This is a genomic window from Faecalibacterium sp. DFI.5.82 (assembly GCF_029076575.1).
GTDB lineage: Bacteria > Bacillota > Clostridia > Oscillospirales > Ruminococcaceae > Faecalibacterium > Faecalibacterium duncaniae.
This window is the reverse complement of sequence record NZ_JARFIS010000011.1, coordinates 1-19,581: the sequence shown is the minus strand read 5'-3', so window position 1 is coordinate 19,581 and position 19,581 is coordinate 1. Positions and strand designations below refer to the sequence as shown.

Sequence of the window (19,581 nt, the reverse complement as noted above, 5' to 3'; positions counted from 1 at the left end):
TCAATGCTCCTTCCATTCGTTCAGCAGTTGTGCGGCAGTGTCGGTGGCTCCCAGCGGGCCGTGCTGGTTGGAAAACAGCACCGCCCCCACCCGGAACGCCCCGCAGGCCCGCCGGTCAAGGTGGAGCTGGACCGCCCGTAGCAGGCTTTCCAGCACCGGAGCCCGCAGGCCGGCGCTGTCCAGGAGTTCCAGACAGGCATCGGTGGTGGCAGCGTTCATCAGGGCGGCGCAGACTTCCCGGGATGCGCCGCAGAGCGCCGCATGGGTGCAGAACAGCTCGGTGCGGCAGTCAGCAGTGTGGGAATGGGTGTTCATAATACCGCCCGCCACCTTGACCAGCTTGCCCACATGGCCCACCAGAAGCACCTCTTCAAAGCGGGCCGCAGCAGCCATATCCAGCGTGTCTCCAATAAAGTTCGAGGTTTTCACCACCGGAACAGCGTGAAACTCCGGGTATCTTTCGTGCAGATAGTCCAGTCCGTAATTGCCGGGTGCCAGGATGAGCCGCCTGGGGCTGCCCGCCCGGAGAGCGGCCTGATTCATTTCCAGCTGGATGGTGTCCAGGATCGCCTGCTGGCTCATAGGCTCCACAATGCCGCTGGTTCCCAGCACCGAAAGCCCGCCCTCGACCCCGATGTGGGGGTTGAAGGTGCGCTTTGCCACCTCTTCCCCGCCCTCGATGGAGATGGTCACGGCAAAGCCGCCGGTGTAGCAGGCGCTCTCGGCTTCCCTTTGCAGGGCCTCGGCGATCATCTGCCGGGGCACATGGTTGATGGCAGCTTCCCCCACCGGCTGGTCCAGCCCGGCCTTGGTCACCCGGCCCACGCCCTTGCCGCCGGAGATGCGGATCTCGGTGGTATTGGGCAGCAATTCTACGGCGGCGATCACGGGCAGGCCGGTGGTCACATCCACATCATCCCCGCCGTCCTTCTCAATGGCGCATTCGGCACCGGCTCCGGCGGGGCGGCAGTACAGCGGGGCCACCTCCACCACGATGCCCTTCGGCGTGCGCAGGGCAACGCTCTCCGGGGCATGGCCGGTGAGCAGGAGCCGCGCGGCCCCCGCCGCACCCAGCGCCGCGCAGGTGCCGGTGGTGTACCCGCAGCGGAGCAGCTTCTGCCCACTGCGGACGTAATGTTCAAACTTTGGCCCGGCAGGCTTTTCCGGGCCGAACACGGCCTCGTACTGCTCCTTGGTCAGGCTGTACAGCGCCCGGATGTTCTCCGGGGCAAAGGCCTCCTTTGGGGTCAGCACCCCCGAAACGCTGTGCGGGAACACGCAGACCACCGCATCCGCGATCTTCTGCGCCATGTCCAGCTCGTGCAGGCTGACGATCACGGCCAGCCCCTGCTCATGGGCCAGTTTCTGCAGGATGGTCAGCAGCTCGATCTTGCCCTTGACATCCAGAAAAGAGGTCGGCTCGTCCAGCAGCAGAACTCCGGGCTGCTGGCAGATGGCGCGGGCCAGCAGAACGCGCTGGCGCTGGCCGTCGCTGATGCAGTTGAAATCCCGGCCCGCCAGAGGGGAAGCCCCCACCAGTTCCAGCGCGTCCCGCACGGCCTGCCGGTCGGCATCGGACAGGATGCCCAGCCGCCCGGTATAGGGGATGCGCCCGGCGGCGGCAAACTCAAAGCAGGAAGTCAGCTCGGTGCGGCGGGTGTGGGGCAGCATCAGGGCCAGCTTCCGGGCCCGGGCCGGGCCGGTGTAATCGGTCAGGCTGCGGCCATCCAGCAGGACATCCCCGCCCAGGGGGGCCAGCTGGCCCGCCAGCGTTTTGAGCAGGGTGGATTTGCCCGCGCCGTTTGGCCCGATGAGGGCCAGGATCTGCCCCGGCACCGCCCCCAGCGTGATGCCGGAAGCAAGGGGCGCGCTGCCATAGCCGATGGCCAGTTCTTTCGTTTCACAGCGGTATTTCATCGCACACCCTCCTGACCCCGGCGCACCAGCAGCCAGATGACCACCGGTGCACCAAATACTGCCGTTACGGCGCTGATCGAAAGCTCGGTGGGGGCAAACATACTGCGGGCGATGAGGTCGCACAGCAGGCAGAAGGCCGCCCCGCCCAGGCAGCACCCGGGCAGCACCACCAGCGGCCTTGCGCTACCGAACAGCTGCTTGACCAGATGGGGCACCGCGATGCCCACAAAGGAGATGGGCCCCGCAAAGGCCGTGACACAGGCGGCCAGCAGGCTGGAAAGCAGCACCAGCAGCCGGGAAAAGGCTTTGACATTGATGCCCACGCTCCGGGCGTAGGCCTCCCCCATCTGGTAGGCGGCCATGGGCTTGGAAAGGCAGAACGCTGCCGCCAGAGCGGGCAGCACCACCAGCGCCGCCGCCCGCACATTGCCCCAGGTCATGCCGGAAAAGCTGCCCTGAGACCAGTTGTGGAGGTTGACGATGTTGCTGTCCTGGGCAAAGGCCACCACAAACTCCGTAACGGCCGAACAGATGTAGCCGATCATTACGCCGCAGATGACAAGGATACTCATCCGCTGCACCCGCCGGGAGACCGCCAGCACAAAGGCCATGGAGGCCATGGCCCCCGCAAAGGCGGCTGTGATCAGGGTAAGGGAGCTGGTGAGCAGGCCACGGTTCAGAAAAGCCACCATGACCAGTGCCACGGCCAGCTTGGCCCCGCTGGAAATGCCCATGACAAAGGGGCCTGCAATGGGGTTGGCAAAAAAGGTCTGCAGCAGGTAGCCTGCCGCCGAGAGCGCCGCCCCCAGCAGCACCACCATCACGGCCCGGGGCAGGCGCAGCTGGGTGATGATGCCCACGCTCAAAGCGTCCTGCCCGCGGCCGGTCAGGGCCGCCAGCACTGCCCCCGGTGTCAGGGACACACTGCCCCAGAACAGGTTGGCGGCAAACAGCACCGCCAGCAGCAGGGCAAGGATGCCGTAAGAAAGGATCAGGCGCTTTTTGCTGGTCATAGGTTACTCTACTTTCCTCAGAAATTGCAGGTCGGCGGGGTCGTTCTCCGTAAAGACACGGTGCAGATCGAGCACAAAATCGACCAGCGCCGTACTCTGCTGGAAAAAGCTCTGGGTGGTGCACCAGACACTGCCGCTCTGCACGGCCTTGAACTCGGCCAGCAGGGGGCATTTTGCCACCAGTTCCTCCGTGGTATGCACCACGCCCTCAATGGTGCTGTTGTAAAGGAGCACATCCGCATCCTTTGCACCGGCGTAAAAATCCTCCAGCGGCAGGTTCATGGTGGAAAGGTTGTTGCCGTTGTCGGTCAGGTCCGCAAAAACATAATCACCGCCCGCCATCTCGATCATCTGGGCCACATAGTCGCCGCCCTTGCGCACATTGGCAAGGTTGTTGGCTGTAATGGAGAAAAAGGCACAGCGCTTGCCGGTGGGAGCCTGCTCGGCCAGCGGTGCAAGGCGCTCCACCTGCCGGGCAAACTCCTGTTCCGCCAGCTCCTCTTTCCCCAGCAGGATGCCCCAGAACTTGAGCCATTCCAGCCGGGCCAGCGGGCCGCTCTCATAGCTGGAGCGCTCCACCAGCACCGGGATGCCGAACCGTTCCAGCTGCTCCTTGACCTCCGGGGTGTGGTAGATCATGGTGTTCTCGATGGCAAGGCCGCAGTTGGCCGCAAGGATCTTTTCGTAGTCCGGAGCGCTGTACTTGCCCGCATAGGCAATGCGCCCGTCCTCCATGGCGGCTCTGGCCTCATCCAGATACCAGCCCTCCGCTTGGGTACCGGAAAGGGTCACGCTGTCCAGCCCATCCAGCGCGAGGAACAGGTCCATCACCGAGGTGGAGACAAGGTAGATGTTCCGGATGGGCTGACGCAGCACCGTCACGCTCTCGGGCAGGCCTTCCACCGCAGCGGCATCCTCCGGGGTCACAAGGAACTGCTCCCCCGATTCGGTCAGGGTCAGCATGGTATAGCCGCCCTCATAGCAGTCGGCAGTAAACTGCGTGGCGTAATCCAGTGGACAGGCATGGTCAAAGACCAGTTCTTCTGTGCTGGCGGGCGCTGTTTCGGAGGCGGCGCAACCCGACAGGGCCAGTACTGTAGCAGGCAGAACGCGCAGGAATTGTTGTCTCGTCAGTTTCATCAGTTCAGCGCAAAGGTCAGCGTATACTCGATCTCATGGGGGGTGCTCATGGCTACGGTATCGGCAGTGACAGCCAGCGGGGTGTCCAGTGCAGAAACAGGGATTTCAAAGGTGGAGTTGCCCTCGGTGTTGGTGGGCAGATACTTCTCGCCATCCACGATCATGTAATCATAATTGGGGCTGCTCCACAGGATGACAGCGGTCATTTTGCCGTCCGCCACGGTCAGGGCGGCAGGGCTTTCCACGGTGGCACGGCCAGAGCCGCCCTCCAGGGTCACATTCACGCTGTATTCACCGTCCGCAGGGGTCTCGGCAGCTTCTTCCGTCTTGGGCTGCGCATTGCGGATGCTCACGGTGTGGTCATACCACTTGCCCTTGGTCCCGAGGAGTGCCAGCTGGAAGTCCTCGTCCACAGCGGCCACGGGGATATCATAGCCGTAGACCTCCTCCGAGGTGCCATCGGAGTAGGTGACGGTGTCGGTGGTAGGCAGCAGCCAGTCTGCCTTGTTGGCCTCGGCATCGGCGGCCATGCCAACGTACAGGTTGACGACCTTCTTGGAGGCCAGGCTGACGTGGAAGGTCATCTGCCCGTTCTCCACGGTCAGGGTGCCCATGCCATTGCAGGCTTCGTTGGCGTGGAACATGCCGCTGTCGGTGTCGAACTCAGCCGTGTACACGCCGTCCGGCAGGGCGGCTTCGGTGCTTTCGGAAGCGGCGGCAGCGCTCACGGCAGAAGCGGCTTCCGAGCTGACAGCAGAGGAAGCAGTGGAAGAAGCCCCGCCGCAGCCGGTGAGGACGGCGGCCAGCATCAGAGAAGCAACGGACAGGGAAACAAGCTGTTTGCAGTGCATAAACAAAATACCTCAAAAATTCAGAATTTGAAATGGGAGTGTTTCTCCTCATGCGGGGAAGCTCTCCATAAAAAATGCCCGAAAAGATCTCTCCCTTCGGGCATTGGAATGCGGAATATTAGCCGTTCAGGGAATCAATGGCGGCTTTGGTGTGCTCAATGTAACGCTGCTGGATGTCCTCGATCTCACCCAGACCGGCGATCTGGCACTCCACGGATGCGAAGTCACCGGAGGCCTGGAACTGGCTCAGCCAGGAATCGTCATCCGCACCGGCCATATCGTTGTTGGCGTGGTCACCGGCAACGACCATCAGGGGACGCAGGATGACCTTGGTGTAACCGGCGGCCTTGACAGCCTCGATGACGTTCTCGCAGGCGGTCTCCTCGGGCTCACCCTCCACCGTGCCGATGAACACGTTGCTGTAGCCCAGGGTCTGCATGGCGGTCTGCATCTGGCTGTAGCTCACCTTTGCGGTGTGGGAGGTGCCGTGGCCCATAAAGACGAAGGCGACCTTCTCCTCAGCGGCGGCCTCCAGACTGTCGAAACCGGCATCCTTCACAGCGGCAGCGGTAACGGCCTTGGCAACAGCTTCCTTGTCGGCGTTGATGACGGCAGCGTCGGCACCAACCTCGCCCAGCAGGGGCTCAGCAACGGCGACGCTCTCGAACTTGTCCTTGTACTCGTCGATCATCTCCATCATCTCGTCGTACTCTGCACCGTGCATCAGGTGGGTGGGCTGGACGACCAGGTTCTTCACGCCGTTGGCCACAGCGCGGTCCAGAGCCTGCTGCATGTTGTCGATCTTCTCGCCGTCGCGGGCCTGAACATGGTTGATGATGATCTGTGCGGTAAAGGCGCGGCGGACAGACCAATCGGGATAAGCGGCCTGCAGCGCATCCTCGATGCCCTTGATATCCTTCACTCGGCTGTCGTTGAAAGAGGTGCCGAAGGAGACCACCAGCAGCTCATTCTCGCCGATGTCGTCCTGATTGCGGCTGTCGTCCTTGGAAGCATCGCCGGTGTCGCGGCCAAAGTAGTCAGGGTCAGCCTCTTCGCCCTCGACCAGCTCCTTCTGGGCATCGGTCAGGGCATCCCATGCGGCCTTGGCGGCCTCACACTGGGCATCGGTGTCATCGGTGCGCTCCTGCACATAGATGGCATCGATCAGGTCTGCAACGTTCTTTGCGGCCAATTCGTCAGCCTCCTCGCCGGAAACCTCGCTGCTGGCAGCAGATCCTGCCGTGCTGGAAGCAGTGGTGCTGCTTGCGGCACCGCCGCAGCCGGTCAGTACACCGGCGCAGAGGGCCAGAGCGGTCAGAGCGGCCGCTGCTTTGTGGATGGTGCGTTTTCTCATTTTTGTTCGTTCCTTTCCTGTTTTTGAACATAATTTTTGCTGAACAGAAGGTACAGGAAAGAGTGCCCGGCAAAACAAAAGGGGCCTTTCTGCTTGCGGGACGGCAAAGCAAAAAGACCCTTTTCAGTTTTTTCAGGCTTTTTGGGTACAACCAATTCCTCGTGATCTGGGGCTTGCGCCCCCGTACCAACAGCGGGCAGGTTTCCTGGCTGAAAGCTCAACATCCACCGCCGCCTTCCCGGAACATGCGTTCCAGTGACCGATGCAGCTGCACCCTGGCGGTAAACTCCCTTATCACAGTGACGAGATCGTGCGGGATCTGCACCCGCTTCCCTTTTAACGTGCCTGCCCCCGGCCAGAGCCGCGGGGCGGTACGCACCTGCTGTTTTCTATTCAGTTCGCTGTTCAGTATAACATACTCAACGGAGGAATGCAATCACCACTCCGGGGAAACTTCCGGGCTCACAGGCGGTGTTTTTTCCCCGATCAGGGCCACCGCCACATCGTTGACATTGGTGCCCGTTGCCCCGGTGATGATCAGGCCATCCACTGCTTTCAGGGCGTGGTAGGAATCGTTGTTCTGCAAAGCAGCGTATCCGCTCCAGCCCCCGGCCTCCAGCGCGGCAAGGGTATCCCCATCCACATAGCCGCCGGCGGCATCGGTGGGGCCGTCTGTGCCATCGCTGCCCACAGAGAATACCGCCGCGTTCAGCCCGGCAATGGCAGGCGCAGCCGCAAGGGCCAGCTCCTGATTTCTTCCGCCAAGCCCTTTTCCGGTCAGGTGAACGATGGTCTCGCCGCCCGCGATGTAGGCCAGCTTTTTCCCCTGCCCTGCCTGGGTGCGGACAATGGAGCCAAGAAAGCTGCCTGCTTCCCGTGCTTCGCAGCAGAGTTGGTCGGTCAGGAGAACCGGTTCATATCCCAGATTCCGGCAGGCGCTGGCCGCGGCACGGCAAAGCTCCCGCACGCTGCCGGTGATCCGGGTGGTCACATTGTCCAGCGTTTTGGGCGTTTCCTGCGCCAGCAGGGCCCGGGCCTGTGCTGAGAGTGCCAGATGATACTTTTCGGCAACGGCAAGCGCCTGGGCGCAGGTGGAGGTATCCGGCACCGCCGGGCCGCTGGCGATCATATCCAGCGGGTCCCCCAGAATGTCGCTCAGCACGATGCTGAACACCTGCGCAGGGGCACAGCGCTGCGCGAACCGCCCGCCCTTCACACCGGAAAGCCGCTTGCGGATGGTATTCATCTCCACAATGTCGGCCCCGCTGGCCAGCAGCTGGCTCGTGATGTCCTGCAGCTCTGCCCCGGGAACGAGCGGCTGCTCGAACAGCGCACTGCCGCCGCCGGAAAGCAGGAACAGCACCGTATCCCCGGCGGTCAGCCCCTGCACCAGCTCCAGCGCCTTTTGGGTGGCCGCAAAACCGTTTGCATCCGGCACCGGGTGGCCCGCCTCACAGCAAGCCACACCGGGGATCTCACCTTTCACATGGCCATACTTGGTCACGACCACGCCGCCGTCCACCCGGCCCAGCACCCTGACAGCCGCGTGTGCCATCTGCCAGGCCGCCTTGCCCGCCGCCACCAGAAGCACCCGGCCCTTCCCGGGCCGGAGATCCCGCAGCGCGCGGCGCACCGCCTCATCCGGCAGAACAGCGTTCAGGCTGGAACGAAGGATCACATCCGCATCCCGGCGCAGTGCAGCATTCATAGACTCGCCCTCCTTGCAGCGGTGCCCGCCCCTCCGGGACAGCGCACCAGAAACAGCCGAATAAAAAATCAAGACCGACGATCTCTTTTGAAATCGTCGGTCTTGTTTCAATCCGAGTGGCGAGAATCGAACTCACGGCCTCTTGAACCCCATTCAAGCGCGCTACCAAAACTGCGCTACACCCGGACATCTGATCGAGCTTGTCGCTCACAGCTCAATCAGTATACCCGAAGAATGGTGTTTTGTCAAGCACTATTTTCAAATTTCTTCTTCATTTTCGGCAATGGCCGTTGTGCTGCCCACCGGTTGCGGAAACTCCACCGTAGCCAGCGCCACAGCGAACACGCTCTGCGCACCGGCATCCAGCAGAGCCTGCGCGCAGGCCGAGGCCGTGGCTCCGGTGGTCAGAACATCGTCCACCAGAAGGATGCGCTTTCCCTCCACAGCCTCCGGCCGGGCCACCCGGAAGGCACCCGCCACATTGGCCAGCCGCTCGTCAAGGGAAAGTCCCTCCTGCCGCCGGGTGGAGCGGGCACGGGTCAGCGCGTCCGTGACCACCGGCACGTCCACCGCCCGGGCAAGGGGCTGTGCCATCCGCTCCGGCACATTGTAGCCGCGCTTTTTGCTGGAGGCCGGTACCGGAAGGATGCAGTCGTAACTCCGGTCCAGGCCCGGTACCGGTTCGGGCAGGGGCTCAGAGCCGCACATTCTGATCTCGCTGCCAAAGAGCAGGCGGGCCATCTCCACGCCCAGCTCCACAGCTGCCCAGGGCGCGCCCTGATATTTCGCCCGCAGCACCGCGCGGCGGACAAGGCCGGTGTATCGGTAGGGTGCGGCTGCCCCATCCAGCCGCCCCAGGTAGTGCTCGGAGCCGCGCAGCCGCATGGAGGGTGCACGGCGCAGCTCTGCCAGCCCATCGGCGCAGTCCGGGCAGGCAGGCTGGTTTCCCAGCACCCGATCACAAAAAGGGCAGCGGCGCGGGTAAAGCACCCAGCGCAGCTGCCGCAGTGTGCGGCTCAGGCCGCTGTAATAAAGCATCAGTCGTTCTTGACCGCAATGATGACGCGGACCTTTTTTCCGGCAGCGCAGCCGAAATTATCGTACCAGCCGGTCAGCTGGTAGCCGTCCGCATCCACCTGAGCCAGCTTGGTGGGGTAATACTGGCCCTTGTACCACAGGTAGACCTGCGCATTGTCTGCCATCTCGTAGCGTTCATTGCCCGAGAGCACCGAGGCCGCGCCGACCTTGTCGATCTTCAGGGGCATCAGCTGCATCATGGCCTTGACAGAGCCGGTGGTCTCCTGCCGCACGGCAATGCCGCCCGCCAGCACCGGATACTTGATGGCCGTGGTGTAGCTGGCCACCGCGCCGTTGACGTAGCAGATATAGGTCGCCCCGCCGCCGATGTAATTGAAGATCTGCTTGAAGGGGGTGCCCGTGATCTCCGCGATCTGCTGGAAGCCAATGCTCATCAGGGAGCCGGTGTTGCTGGTCAGCTTCTGCCAGGCCGTGCTCAGGATATCGCCCGAGACGATGCCCCACAGAATCTCGCTGGTGGTGGGCACCAGCAGGTTGGACAGGCGGTCTACCGCCGTGGCACCGGTCACAGTGGTGGTGGTATCCGAGGTAGAGCCGGAGCCGTCGGAGCCGTCGGTGCCGCCCGTGGCCGCTCCGGTGGTGGTGCCTGTCGTGGTCGTGGTGCCGGAAGCGGAATCTCCCGCCGCAATGCCGGTGACGAGGCTCTTCAGGTCAGAATAATTCATGGCCAGATTTTTCACATCGTCCAGCACGCCGTAGCTCCACAGGTCGCCGGTCACATCGTTCAGGATGAGCCGGTCGATCTGTCCGGCATCGTTGACGGTATAGTAGCGGACATCGAGGTCACTCAGCGTTACCCCCGATAGGCGGCTGGGACGAACCGTCCCAGCCACACCCTCCGAAGTTGTATCCAGAATCTCTACATCGTCGGCCAGGGCGGCAGCGCCCAGCGCAGTGGCATTGATGGTGCCGTTGACGCGGCGGTCCTCGATGTGTTCCACGCTCTCGCCCTCCGGGGTGACCTTGATCTCTACCAGCCACCCCTGCGGAAAGTTCAGGCTCTTGTCCACGTTCACAGTGCGGGCAATGCCATCGGTGCACATGACGGAGACCTTCTGCAGAACATCCGCGCCGTTCTCTTCCACCAGACTGCGGGTGGCGGTCTGCACGACACCGTAGAACACGCTGTCGGCTTCCTCGCCGGTCACGATCCCGGCAGCCTCATTGTTCATGCCCAGCAGCAGGGTGACGACCTCGCCCACGCCGCCGCCGTTGAGGGAGGACACCTGGGAGGCCACCGCAGAGGAACCCAGCGTATAGCTGGTGCCTGCCACCGTTACACTGGTGGGGGCGCTGGCACTGGGCGAAACTGCCGTGATGCGGCCAGCGGCGCGGCGGGTGTAGACCCACAGTGTCTGTAAACTCTCACTGTAATAATACACATCGTATTTGTTCAGTTCCGCAGATTCCGACGCTTTATCGTTGCGGTAGACCATCTTGGGAACAAAGGGCAGCTGGACCGTATCGCCCGCCACAAAGGGGCCCTTCAGGCTCTTGAGCATGACGCTGGAGGTATCCACCTGACCATTGGAGACCGTGAAGCCCAGGCTGCTGCCGTAGGCACTGCCGCTGGCGGTGTTGGCTGTCAGGGCGTTGTAGAACAGCAGGGCGCACTCCTCGTAGTTGAGCACCTCGCCCTGGCTGCGGTCCACCTGATTGCGCAGGCCCAGCTCACTGGCCTTGTTCAGCTGTGCGTTGGGGAAGGAGCCGCTCAGGTCGGTCATCTTATAGCCCATCAGCTTGAGGATGGCCGTGACCACCTCTTCCAGCGTCACGGCATTGTCGGGCCGGAAAGAGCCGTCGGTGTAGCCGTTCATCCAGCCATTCTGCACTGCAATGCGGACATAGGGGGCATAGGGCGAAGTGCCGGGCAGATCGGTGAACAGGGTGCCCACCGTGCCCTGAGAGCCCACGCTCTCGCGGTAGGTGGAGTAGGACACCAGCATCCGGGCCAGTGCACCGCGGGTGACCACAGCGTTCAGAGCAGCCTGCTGGCTGCTGTCCATCGCGTTCAGCGTGATGGACAGCTGGACCGCCGTGTTGGCGTTGCCCGCTGCCGATGCCGGCAGCACCAGCATCGACACGGCAATGCTTACCGCCAGCAGAAATGCAAGGATTCGCTTTTTCATGGAAAATCCTCCTTAAAATAGTTTCTAATGTATTCCGGGTTGCGGCTCCCAGCATCTGCTTCGTGCAAAGCCTTGCACTTGCATCCTGCTGGCCGCGGCCCCAACAACTCCTCCCTTCATCCGCCACTGGCGGCGGTCGTCGTTGTTGCCCCTATTAGGGGAGCTCCGCAAGGCGCTGGCAAAGCCAGACCGAAACGGTAAGAGGTTTAATCATATCTCAGCGCTTCAATGGGGTTCAGCCTTGCGGCGCGCTTGGCGGGCAGATAGCCGAACAGCACACCGATGCCCACTGAGATGCCAAAGGCCACCACGATGGAGTTGAACGAGGGGCTGACGGTCACATCAATGCTGCTGGAGATCATGGGCAGGATGCGGTTTGCCGCCATGGACACGATATAGCCAAGGACGATGCCCAGCACGCCGCCCAGTGCGGAGGTGGTGGCGGCTTCCACCACAAACTGCGACAGGATCACCCGCTCCTTGGCACCCAGTGCCTTGCGGATGCCGATCTCCCGGGTGCGCTCGGTCACCGACACCAGCATGATGTTCATAATGCCGATGCCGCCCACCAGCAGCGAGATGCTGGCAATGCCGGTAAGGATGATGATGACCATGTTGATCATCTCGTTCATCTCCTCCAGCCACTCGCTGGCGCTGTAGATGTAATAAGCGTTGTCGCTCTTGAGCAGGTCGTACAGGCCGCTTTCCACCACCGCCTTGGCCTCGTTGGCCCGGCTCTCGTCCGTCATAATTGCAACAAAGTTTTTGGCACTGGACTGGTTGGAGAGCCGCATGGCCGTGGTGTAGGGCAGATAGATGCAGTCATCGTCGGAGCCCTGCTGCATGTTCTTGTCCGTCACCTTGGCGTTCAGCACGCCCACGATCCGGAACTTGTAGGCCCCCAGCTTGATGGTCTGGCCCACCGCGTTGCCGCCGTAGGCCACCCGGTTGAGGTAATCACCAATGATGCAGACCTGCTTGTTGTCCTTGATGTCCATGTACTGCAGGCCGCGCCCCTGGGCGAGGGTATAGTTTTTCATCTCGGCGTAGTGCTCGTCCACACCGTAAACACTGGTGCCGTAGCGGTAGGTCGTGGTGCCCACCTTGGGGGTGTTGTTGCTGAAATCGATCTGGGGCGAGACTGCGGAGATGAGCTCCTTGTTCTTATCCGCGATCTTATACACATCCTCCACCGAGGCGGTGCGGGAGCCGTAGCCCCAGACCTGAATGGACAGGGCATTCGTGCCCAGCGCCGAAAAGCTGTCCCGCATGCTCTGGGTCATGCCGTTGCCCAGACCCACGATGACGATGACCGCCATGACACCGATGATGATGCCCAGCATGGTCAAAAAGGTGCGGAGCTTGTTGCTCCACACGTTCTGGAGGGCCTGACGGAAGGTCTCAATGATCATTTGTTCCCCTCCTGTTCTGCCGGTTCAAAGTTCAGCGTCGGCTGGACGATGGCTTCCGGCGCGCGGGAGTCGCCATCGTAGACCACCTGACCATCCTCCAGCCGGATGATGCGGTCGGCCTGCACGGCAATGGAGTTGTCATGGGTGATGAGCACCACCGTATGGCCCTGCCCATGCAGGTCCTGCAGCATTCCCAGCACCTCGCGGCCGGTGTGGCTGTCCAGCGCGCCGGTGGGCTCATCCGCCAGAATGATCGCCGGGTTGCGCACCAGCGCCCGCGCGATGGATACGCGCTGCTGCTGGCCGCCCGAAAGCTGGTTGGGCTTGTTTTTCAGCTTATCGCCCAGCCCCACCTGCTCCAGCACCTCGCGGGCCCGGCGGTGGCGCTCGGCGCGGGGGATGCCCGCATAGACCAGCGGCACCTCCACGTTTTCCAGCAGGTTCAATTTGGGCAGAAGATTATACTGCTGGAAGATGAACCCCAGCATCTCGTTGCGGATGGAGGCCAGCTCGTTCCGGCTCATCTTGCCCACATCCCGGCCGTTCAGCCGGTAGGTGCCCGCCGTGGGCACATCCAGACAGCCGATGATGTTCATGCAGGTGGACTTGCCGGAGCCGGACTGGCCCACAATGGCAACAAACTCGCCTTTTTCTATTTTCATGGTGATGTGGTCGGCAGCTTTTACCGTGGTGTCGCCCATCTGGTAATACTTGCAGACCGCATCAAATTCGATCAGAGCGCTCATTCCATCCTCCCATCAGAAGATCATCATGCTGCTGCCATCGTCATAGTAGTAGCTGTCGCTGCTGACCGAGTTGGGGTCGTAACCAATGGTGTCCCCCTCCTGGATGCCGCTGACGATCTGGGTGTAATCATCATCGCTGACACCGGTCTTGACGGCCACATAGACAAAGCCCTCGGGTGCCTCCATGGTGGCATCCGCCTTGGAAGCGCTGGGGGAATCCTGGGTCACCAGCACATAGCCGCCCCGGACGATGGCCGCATTGGGCACGGTCAGGGCATTGGCAGCCTCAGCCACCACGATCTCAGCGTTGGCGTTCATGCCGGGGCGCAGGCCGTCGGTCTCGTCAATGCGGATGGTCACCGGGTAGGTAGTAGTACCGCCGTTGGAAGCGCCCTTCATGGAGACGCGGGTCACAGTGCCCACATAGTTCTTATCCTGCACGGCATCGGCTGTGATCTGCACTTTCTGGCCCACAGACAGGGAGCTGATCTGCAGTTCGTCCACGTTGATGACCATTTCCAGATAGCTCAGGTCGTAGATGACGCAGAGGGTATCGCCGGATTTGACCGCATCGCCCACCTTGGCATCCTTTTCAATGATGGTGCCGCTGATGGGAGAGGTGACGGTATAGTTGGCCATGGTATCCTGCAGGTTCTGCAGGGAGATCTCAGCGCTGCGCAGGGTCTCAGAGGCAGACTGGATGCTCTCGGTCAGGTCATCGCCGCTCAGCTCGATCAGGATATCGTTCTCGGCAACGGTCTGGCCCTCCTGCACATGGATGGAGGTCACAGTACCTGCAGCCTGTGCGGTCAGGGTGCGCTCCGCCTGATAGCCAAAGGTGGCAGAACCGATGGAGCTGACCCCGTTGATGGAGGCGGTGGCCGCCTGCGCGGTGGTCAGGCCGCCCGCGTTCTGCACGGCAATGGTCACGGTGCGGGTGAGCAGGTTGCCGGTGCTCAGGGCATCCGTTCCGGTCACGCTGGTCACGGTGCCGTCCAGCTGCTCAAAGGTGCCGTCCAGCGTCACCTGGGCGGTCTGGCCCACGCTGAAATTGGCGGCATCGGCGGCGGGGAATTCCAGCGTCAGCAGCATTTTGGAGCTGTCGCGGATAATGGCGACCTCCTGCCCGCTGGTCACCTCGTCGCCCTTGGCGACCTTCAGGGTGCTCACGGTGCCGTCCACCTCGGCACGCACATACTGGCGGTCCACCACCTTGTCATAGCTACGCTGTGCCTGCTGCATGGCGATCTCAGCCTTTTCAAAATTGGTGGAAGCGTCCGAGCTGTCCAGCGTGTAGAGGACGGTCCCCTCATCCAGCACGTCGCCCTCCTCAAACTCGCCGGTGAGCACCTTGCCTTCCACCAGAGATTTCACGGTGTAGGTGTTGGCAGGGTTCAGGGTACCGGTGCCGCTCAGGGTATTGGAGACATCCCGCACTTCAGGGCTGGCTTCCAGATAGCTGGGGTCCACGGCTGTGGTGTTGGCGCTCTTGGGCTTGAGCAAAAACACACCGCCCGCGATCACCACACAAACCACCGGCACGAGCCATTTCCAGTTCTTCTGCAAAAACAGCACCGGGGCCTTGGTTGTCTGTGCCGCAGGCGTTTCCGCACCCGGGTTCTCCGCGCCGTCCTTCTTCTTGTTCCAGATCATCATGTTCCTCCTATCAGATTCAGGCCCACCATAGGGCGGCCTGTCAGATTCCTTTCCTATGTATAGATGTAGTGTATCGCATTTTGCCTGGATACACAAGCGTCCAAATTTCGTTTGAACGCTTTTCAGCAAATTTTCACAGATTGTAAACCTTTGCGCAAATCACAAGTTGACCTGTCTGCCGCTTTCTGGTTTAATCGGGACGTTGTTTGTACCAAACCAGAGGAGGATTTTTTCTATGAATCAGACCAGTAAGTTCTCGGTGCGCGATATCTGCTACGCGGGCCTGTTTGCCGCCGTCATCGCCGTGATGGCACAGATCTCCATCCCCATGCCGCTGGGTGTGCCCATGACCATGCAGACCTTCGCCATCACGCTGGCGGCCGTGGTGCTGGGCTCCAAGCTGTCCGCCATTGCCACGCTCGTTTACCTGCTGCTGGGCGCTGTGGGCGTGCCGGTGCTGGCCAACTTCTCCGGCGGCATCGATAAGTTTGTCGGCCCCACCGGCGGCTTCCTGATCTCCTTCCCCATCATGGCCTACATCATCGGCCTGGGCGTGGAGCACAGGGATGCCTTCAAGGGTGCTTTTCCCGTGGCGGTTGTCGTGGGCACTGTGGTCAACTATATCGTGGGTGTCATCCTGTTCGTGATCGTCGCCCACAGCACCGTGTCTGTGGCCGTTTCCGCCTGCGTTCTTCCCTTCATCCCCACCGCCATCATCAAGGCTGTGCTGGCCTGCGTGCTGGGCCTGAACATCCGGAAGCGGATCCCGGGGGTAAAAAAGGCATGAGCATCGTACTGCGCCCGCATCACCTGCTCTGCACCCAGGGCTATTCCGGCCATGGCTACAGCGAAGCCTTTGTGGAGCACATGAACGATGTCGTTCACCAGCTGCGGGAGGTGCCCGGGACGAAGATCCAGCTCACCTTCTCCACCGACACCCTTTGTTCCTGCTGCCCCAACAAGCTGGGCACCGACCTGTGCGACACACAGGAAAAGGTCAAGCGGTACGACCGCAAGACCGTGGAGTATTTCGGGCTGGAGGAAAAGGAATACGACTATCAGGCCCTCATCCGGGAGATCGATGCCAAAGCCACCCCCGAGATGCTGGCCGATATCTGCCGGGACTGCTGCTGGTTCCCCATCAGCGCCTGCTGCAAGAATATCTGCGAAGGCAAATACGTGAAATAACATTTCCCCCTATACAACAGGCCGCCGTGCAGGATCATCTCCTGCACGGCGGCCTCTTTGTTTTATTCTGTTTCTGCGGCCTGCACCGTTACATAGACCCCTGCGGGGACACAGGCGGCCCAGGCATCCTGCTCGCTCAGCCAGCCGAATTGCTCGCACACATGGTCCGGGCACTGACTGTCGAGGAAGGCGATGGCCCCATCCTTTACCTGCAGATGCACGATGTAATCGCCCACATCATACAGATAATCGTGGTCCTCGTCCAGCGGGATCGTCTCGGTAATGCCGTCGCCGAAATCGACCACGGCCACCAGCGGCTCCGCTTTGGGGGCGTTGGCACGGTACAGCACGAACAGGAGTGCTGCCGCGGCCAGCACCACGGCCGCAAAGATCAGATTTTTTTGCCAGCTTTTCAGGCGTTTCATGCAGCGTACTTGCTTGCAGCTGCGCCTGCAATGCGGCCAAAGACAGTGAAGTCAGCCACGGCATTGCCGCCCAAGCGGTTTGCACCGTGGACACCACCGGTCACCTCACCTGCTGCGAACAGGCCGGGGATGACCTCGCCGTTCTCGTTCAGGACTTCGGTGTTGGTGTTGATCTTCAGGCCGCCCATGGTGTGGTGCACACCTGCGGTGACCTTGATGGCATAGTAGGGAGCGGTATCCAGCTTGTCTGCAAAGCTGGTGCGGCCGAAGTCGGGGTCGTTCTTGGCCTCAACATAGCCGTTCCAGGTGTTCATGGTCTCGGCAAAAGCAGCCTCATCAACGCCCATTGCCTTGCCCAGTTCCTCATAGGTCTCACCGGTCACGGTGTAGCCCTTCTTGATGTAGCCCTGAATGACGCTGGAGGCATCCACCATAGCCTGATCCACCACCAGCCAGCTGTAGCTGCCGGTCTGAGCGATCTCGGCAGCGGAAACCACATCACGGGTACCGACTTCATCAATGAAGCGCTTGCCCTCGGCATTGATCAGCACAGCGCCGTCGCCGCGCAGACCCTCGGTGATCAGAGCAGCGGTGTTGGCCTCAACGGTGGGGTGGATCTGGATCTGATCCATATCCACGGTGTCAGCACCGATGGCCTGTGCCATCTTGATGCCCTGGCCCAGGATGCCGGGGGCGTTGGTGGTCATAAAGCCCTTCAGCTCGGGTTTGTACTCAACGACCATATCGAGATTTGCGCCGAAACCGCCGGAGGTCAGGATCACGGCCTTGGCGTTGATGGTGATGGTCTCACCGGAAGCACCGGTGGCCTTGATGCCAACAGCAGCGCCGTTGTCATCGGTCAGGATTTCGGTGGCGGTGGTGTTCAGCATCATCTGGACACCAGCCTTCTGGCAATTCTCCTCCAGCAGAGGGATCATGTAGGAACCCACGGAAAGAGTCTTGCCCTCAGCGTCCACCGGGCGGTGGATTCGCTTGACGGATGCGCCGCCGAAGCTGGAAACACTGTGCAGGGTGATGCCCTGCTCACCCAGCCAGTCGATGGCATCAGCGCTGTTGGAGCACAGGGTCTCCACCAGAGCAGGGTCATTGATACCCTTGCCGCCGATCATGGTATCCAGCTCCATCAGCTCAACGCTGTCAAAGTAGCCGGTGGGGTTGGCCTGGTAGGCAGCCCACTGCTCGGCCACGGTAGCAGCCAGAGCGGTGATGGTCTCGTTGTCAGCATACTTTTCAGCAGCAGCCTTCAGGGTCTTTTCGACACCTGCGCCCTCGGCAAACTCGTTCTCATCCTGATACACGGTCTTGCCGGCGTTCATGCCGCCGGTAGCGCGCACGGAGTTGCCGCCCACCATGGACTGGCTCTCCACGATGACAACGCTCTTGCCCTCGCTGGTGGCAGTCAGGGCAGCGGTCATACCTGCGCCGCCTGCACCCACGATGACGATGTCGGTATCAACGGTAGAGTCCTCAGCAGGCTCAGCGTTGTTCTCCACAGCGGTCTGGAAATCCTCAGGCTTCAGACCAGCAGCGGTGATAGCAGCAGCGGCTGCCTCCTTGATGGCATTGGAGGTGATGGTTGCGGTGGACACGCCGTCCACTGCAATGCTGCCGCTCTCGGCGATCTCGCCGGGCAGCTGCTCGATTGCCTTGGAGCCAACGCCCTTGGTCTCATCGGCACCCTCAGCGGTGCAGCCGGTGATCTTGCCGTCGGTCAGGGTCAGGGTAACGGTAACATCGCCGCCAAAGCCCTTGGCAGTGCCGGTAAAATCGCCGGTAGCACCAGCGCCGGTGGTGGAGGCGGACTTGCTGCCGCAGCCGTAGCCCAGCAGGCTCACTGCAACGACAGCAGCCATGGCCAGCGCTGCAATGCTCTGTTTCATCTTCGTGTTTTTCATGGTTTCTTCTTTTTCCTTCTTAGTTGAAGCAACGTTGCAGGCAGTTAGCCTGCGCGAACATATCTCAGCATAAAAAGGGGGCTGCCCATTTGCTGGGTATTCGTAAAACAGTTTTCGAGAAGTGACATGGCAACTGCCTGTCAGGATTGGTTACGAGTACCCAGCTAGGCCGAGGAATCATCAAGTCCCATGTTCGCACCGTCAAGGTGTTGAACATGGGACTTTTTGCATATCGGGGGTCTGTACACCTCTATCAAGGTGTAACACACTAGACTTTGTACCAAAGCCGTGTGCCAAGGGTACTACGCCCCTTGGAATCCCTGCTCACATCGCCCATGGGCGATGTGGGTTCGCCGCACAAAAGGCTCTCGCAAAGGCACACCCGGCTGTCTGCGGCGAGGGAAAGGCACTTCTGCGGAAGTGTAATAACCCACTATGACACTTTCATCCCTGTGGTCTGCAAAGTGTAGTGGGCTCTCCGAGGGGGAACGGCTGTATAGAGTGCGTTTCGGGCAAATCGCCGCATACGTGTATACGGAAGATGGGTACGCACGTACGCAGTAAATCGGCCAAGTTCTCCCATGTAGAGGGTGTAATTTCGATAAAGAACGTGGTATAATTGACTCAACAAATCGATTTGTGGAGGCGATTATTTATGAAAAAAGAAACCAAGAAATCTATCTTATTCTATGCAGCTTCTGCTCTGTTATATATGGCTTCACTTATTAGCTTCATAAGTGGAAATGATAATTCTATGGCTGTTGTATGGTTGTGTCTTGGTTCATCATTTCTTTGCCTTGGCTCGACGCATCTTTGTTTAGGTTTGTCTCGTAAGAAAAAGGGAAACGACAAAACCGATGCAAGCAATAAATAAATTCCTAGTATATCGCACTCACTCCTAAGCAGGGTTTGGGGCAGGCACGCCCCAACAAGAAGCTGTCCCAAAAGGGCAAGAATTTTCAAGAATTGAAAATTTGTGGCCACGGGACGATTCTTGCTCTCACGAAAACCCATACTTTTTGAAAATC

At 60.9% G+C, this 19,581-nt stretch carries 17 protein-coding genes, 1 tRNA gene and 1 riboswitch; of the genes, 3 read left to right on the top strand and 15 right to left on the bottom strand.

Features of this window, described 5'->3' with window-relative positions; translation table 11 throughout:
• The 13 genes from cbiD to P0G09_RS12550 form a co-directional block, all read right to left on the bottom strand.
• Entirely contained in the window at nucleotides 1-1,917 is a 1,917-nt protein-coding gene (gene cbiD, locus P0G09_RS12610; RefSeq protein ID WP_275252842.1) for a cobalt-precorrin-5B (C(1))-methyltransferase CbiD, read from the bottom strand.
• Nucleotides 1,914-2,930, bottom strand: a complete 1,017-nt coding sequence (locus P0G09_RS12605; protein WP_223455106.1) for an iron ABC transporter permease — start codon at nucleotides 2,928-2,930, stop codon at nucleotides 1,914-1,916. The genes cbiD and P0G09_RS12605 overlap by 4 nt, the downstream gene beginning before the upstream one ends.
• A 3-nt stretch (nucleotides 2,931-2,933) precedes the next feature.
• Nucleotides 2,934-4,070: an ABC transporter substrate-binding protein gene (locus P0G09_RS12600; protein ID WP_275252841.1), complete on the bottom strand. Its 1,137-nt coding sequence runs from the start codon at nucleotides 4,068-4,070 to the stop codon at nucleotides 2,934-2,936.
• Nucleotides 4,070-4,921 carry an iron transporter gene (locus tag P0G09_RS12595; RefSeq protein ID WP_275252840.1) on the bottom strand — a complete coding sequence of 284 codons (852 nt, stop codon included), beginning with the start codon at nucleotides 4,919-4,921 and terminating at the stop codon, nucleotides 4,070-4,072. Before P0G09_RS12595 ends, P0G09_RS12600 begins: the two co-directional genes overlap by 1 nt.
• Nucleotides 4,922-5,039: 118 nt before the next feature.
• Complete coding sequence (locus tag P0G09_RS12590) at nucleotides 5,040-6,275, bottom strand: sirohydrochlorin cobaltochelatase (RefSeq protein WP_097773372.1); 1,236 nt, start codon at nucleotides 6,273-6,275, stop codon at nucleotides 5,040-5,042.
• A complete protein-coding gene (locus P0G09_RS12585) occupies nucleotides 6,272-6,496 on the bottom strand; it encodes a hypothetical protein (protein WP_275252839.1) in 225 nt (74 codons plus the stop codon). The genes P0G09_RS12590 and P0G09_RS12585 overlap by 4 nt, the downstream gene beginning before the upstream one ends.
• Nucleotides 6,453-6,673, bottom strand: a riboswitch (cobalamin riboswitch). It overlaps the preceding gene by 44 nt.
• Nucleotides 6,674-6,711: 38 nt before the next feature.
• On the bottom strand, nucleotides 6,712-7,983 hold the full coding sequence (locus P0G09_RS12580) for a glycerate kinase (protein ID WP_275252838.1): 1,272 nt from the start codon (nucleotides 7,981-7,983) through the stop codon (nucleotides 6,712-6,714).
• A 111-nt stretch (nucleotides 7,984-8,094) separates the two neighbouring features.
• Nucleotides 8,095-8,169: transfer RNA gene (locus tag P0G09_RS12575), tRNA-Pro, on the bottom strand.
• A 72-nt stretch (nucleotides 8,170-8,241) separates the two neighbouring features.
• Complete coding sequence (locus P0G09_RS12570; protein ID WP_275252837.1) at nucleotides 8,242-9,021, bottom strand: ComF family protein; 780 nt, start codon at nucleotides 9,019-9,021, stop codon at nucleotides 8,242-8,244.
• On the bottom strand, nucleotides 9,021-11,210 hold the full coding sequence (locus tag P0G09_RS12565; protein ID WP_275252836.1) for an S-layer homology domain-containing protein: 2,190 nt from the start codon (nucleotides 11,208-11,210) through the stop codon (nucleotides 9,021-9,023). Before P0G09_RS12565 ends, P0G09_RS12570 begins: the two co-directional genes overlap by 1 nt.
• Nucleotides 11,211-11,416: 206 nt before the next feature.
• Nucleotides 11,417-12,622 (bottom strand): ABC transporter permease, encoded by a 1,206-nt coding sequence (locus tag P0G09_RS12560; RefSeq protein ID WP_275252835.1) that lies wholly within the window; start codon nucleotides 12,620-12,622, stop codon nucleotides 11,417-11,419.
• Nucleotides 12,619-13,368, bottom strand: a complete 750-nt coding sequence (locus P0G09_RS12555) for an ABC transporter ATP-binding protein (protein ID WP_005935028.1) — start codon at nucleotides 13,366-13,368, stop codon at nucleotides 12,619-12,621. The genes P0G09_RS12560 and P0G09_RS12555 overlap by 4 nt, the downstream gene beginning before the upstream one ends.
• 12 nt (nucleotides 13,369-13,380) lie before the next feature.
• The gene (locus P0G09_RS12550; RefSeq protein WP_275252834.1) at nucleotides 13,381-15,024 is read right to left on the bottom strand and encodes an HlyD family efflux transporter periplasmic adaptor subunit; all 1,644 of its coding nucleotides are present in this window, start codon (nucleotides 15,022-15,024) and stop codon (nucleotides 13,381-13,383) included.
• A 235-nt stretch (nucleotides 15,025-15,259) separates the two neighbouring features.
• On the opposite strand from P0G09_RS12550, the gene P0G09_RS12545 reads away from it, so the two are divergent.
• The gene (locus P0G09_RS12545) at nucleotides 15,260-15,811 is read left to right on the top strand and encodes a biotin transporter BioY (protein WP_035394764.1); all 552 of its coding nucleotides are present in this window, start codon (nucleotides 15,260-15,262) and stop codon (nucleotides 15,809-15,811) included.
• The gene (locus P0G09_RS12540; protein WP_005935032.1) at nucleotides 15,808-16,212 is read left to right on the top strand and encodes a DUF1284 domain-containing protein; all 405 of its coding nucleotides are present in this window, start codon (nucleotides 15,808-15,810) and stop codon (nucleotides 16,210-16,212) included. Before P0G09_RS12545 ends, P0G09_RS12540 begins: the two co-directional genes overlap by 4 nt.
• Nucleotides 16,213-16,274: 62 nt before the next feature.
• Here P0G09_RS12540 and P0G09_RS12535 read toward each other — a convergent pair whose 3' ends face one another.
• Nucleotides 16,275-16,637, bottom strand: coding sequence for a NusG domain II-containing protein (locus P0G09_RS12535; RefSeq protein WP_005935033.1), 363 nt, complete (start codon nucleotides 16,635-16,637; stop codon nucleotides 16,275-16,277).
• The gene (locus tag P0G09_RS12530) at nucleotides 16,634-18,553 is read right to left on the bottom strand and encodes a flavocytochrome c (RefSeq protein WP_275252833.1); all 1,920 of its coding nucleotides are present in this window, start codon (nucleotides 18,551-18,553) and stop codon (nucleotides 16,634-16,636) included. Before P0G09_RS12530 ends, P0G09_RS12535 begins: the two co-directional genes overlap by 4 nt.
• 655 nt (nucleotides 18,554-19,208) lie before the next feature.
• Between P0G09_RS12530 and P0G09_RS12525 the strand changes: the two genes are divergently transcribed.
• The gene (locus tag P0G09_RS12525; protein WP_080545308.1) at nucleotides 19,209-19,427 is read left to right on the top strand and encodes a hypothetical protein; all 219 of its coding nucleotides are present in this window, start codon (nucleotides 19,209-19,211) and stop codon (nucleotides 19,425-19,427) included.
• Nucleotides 19,428-19,581 lie beyond the last annotated feature (154 nt).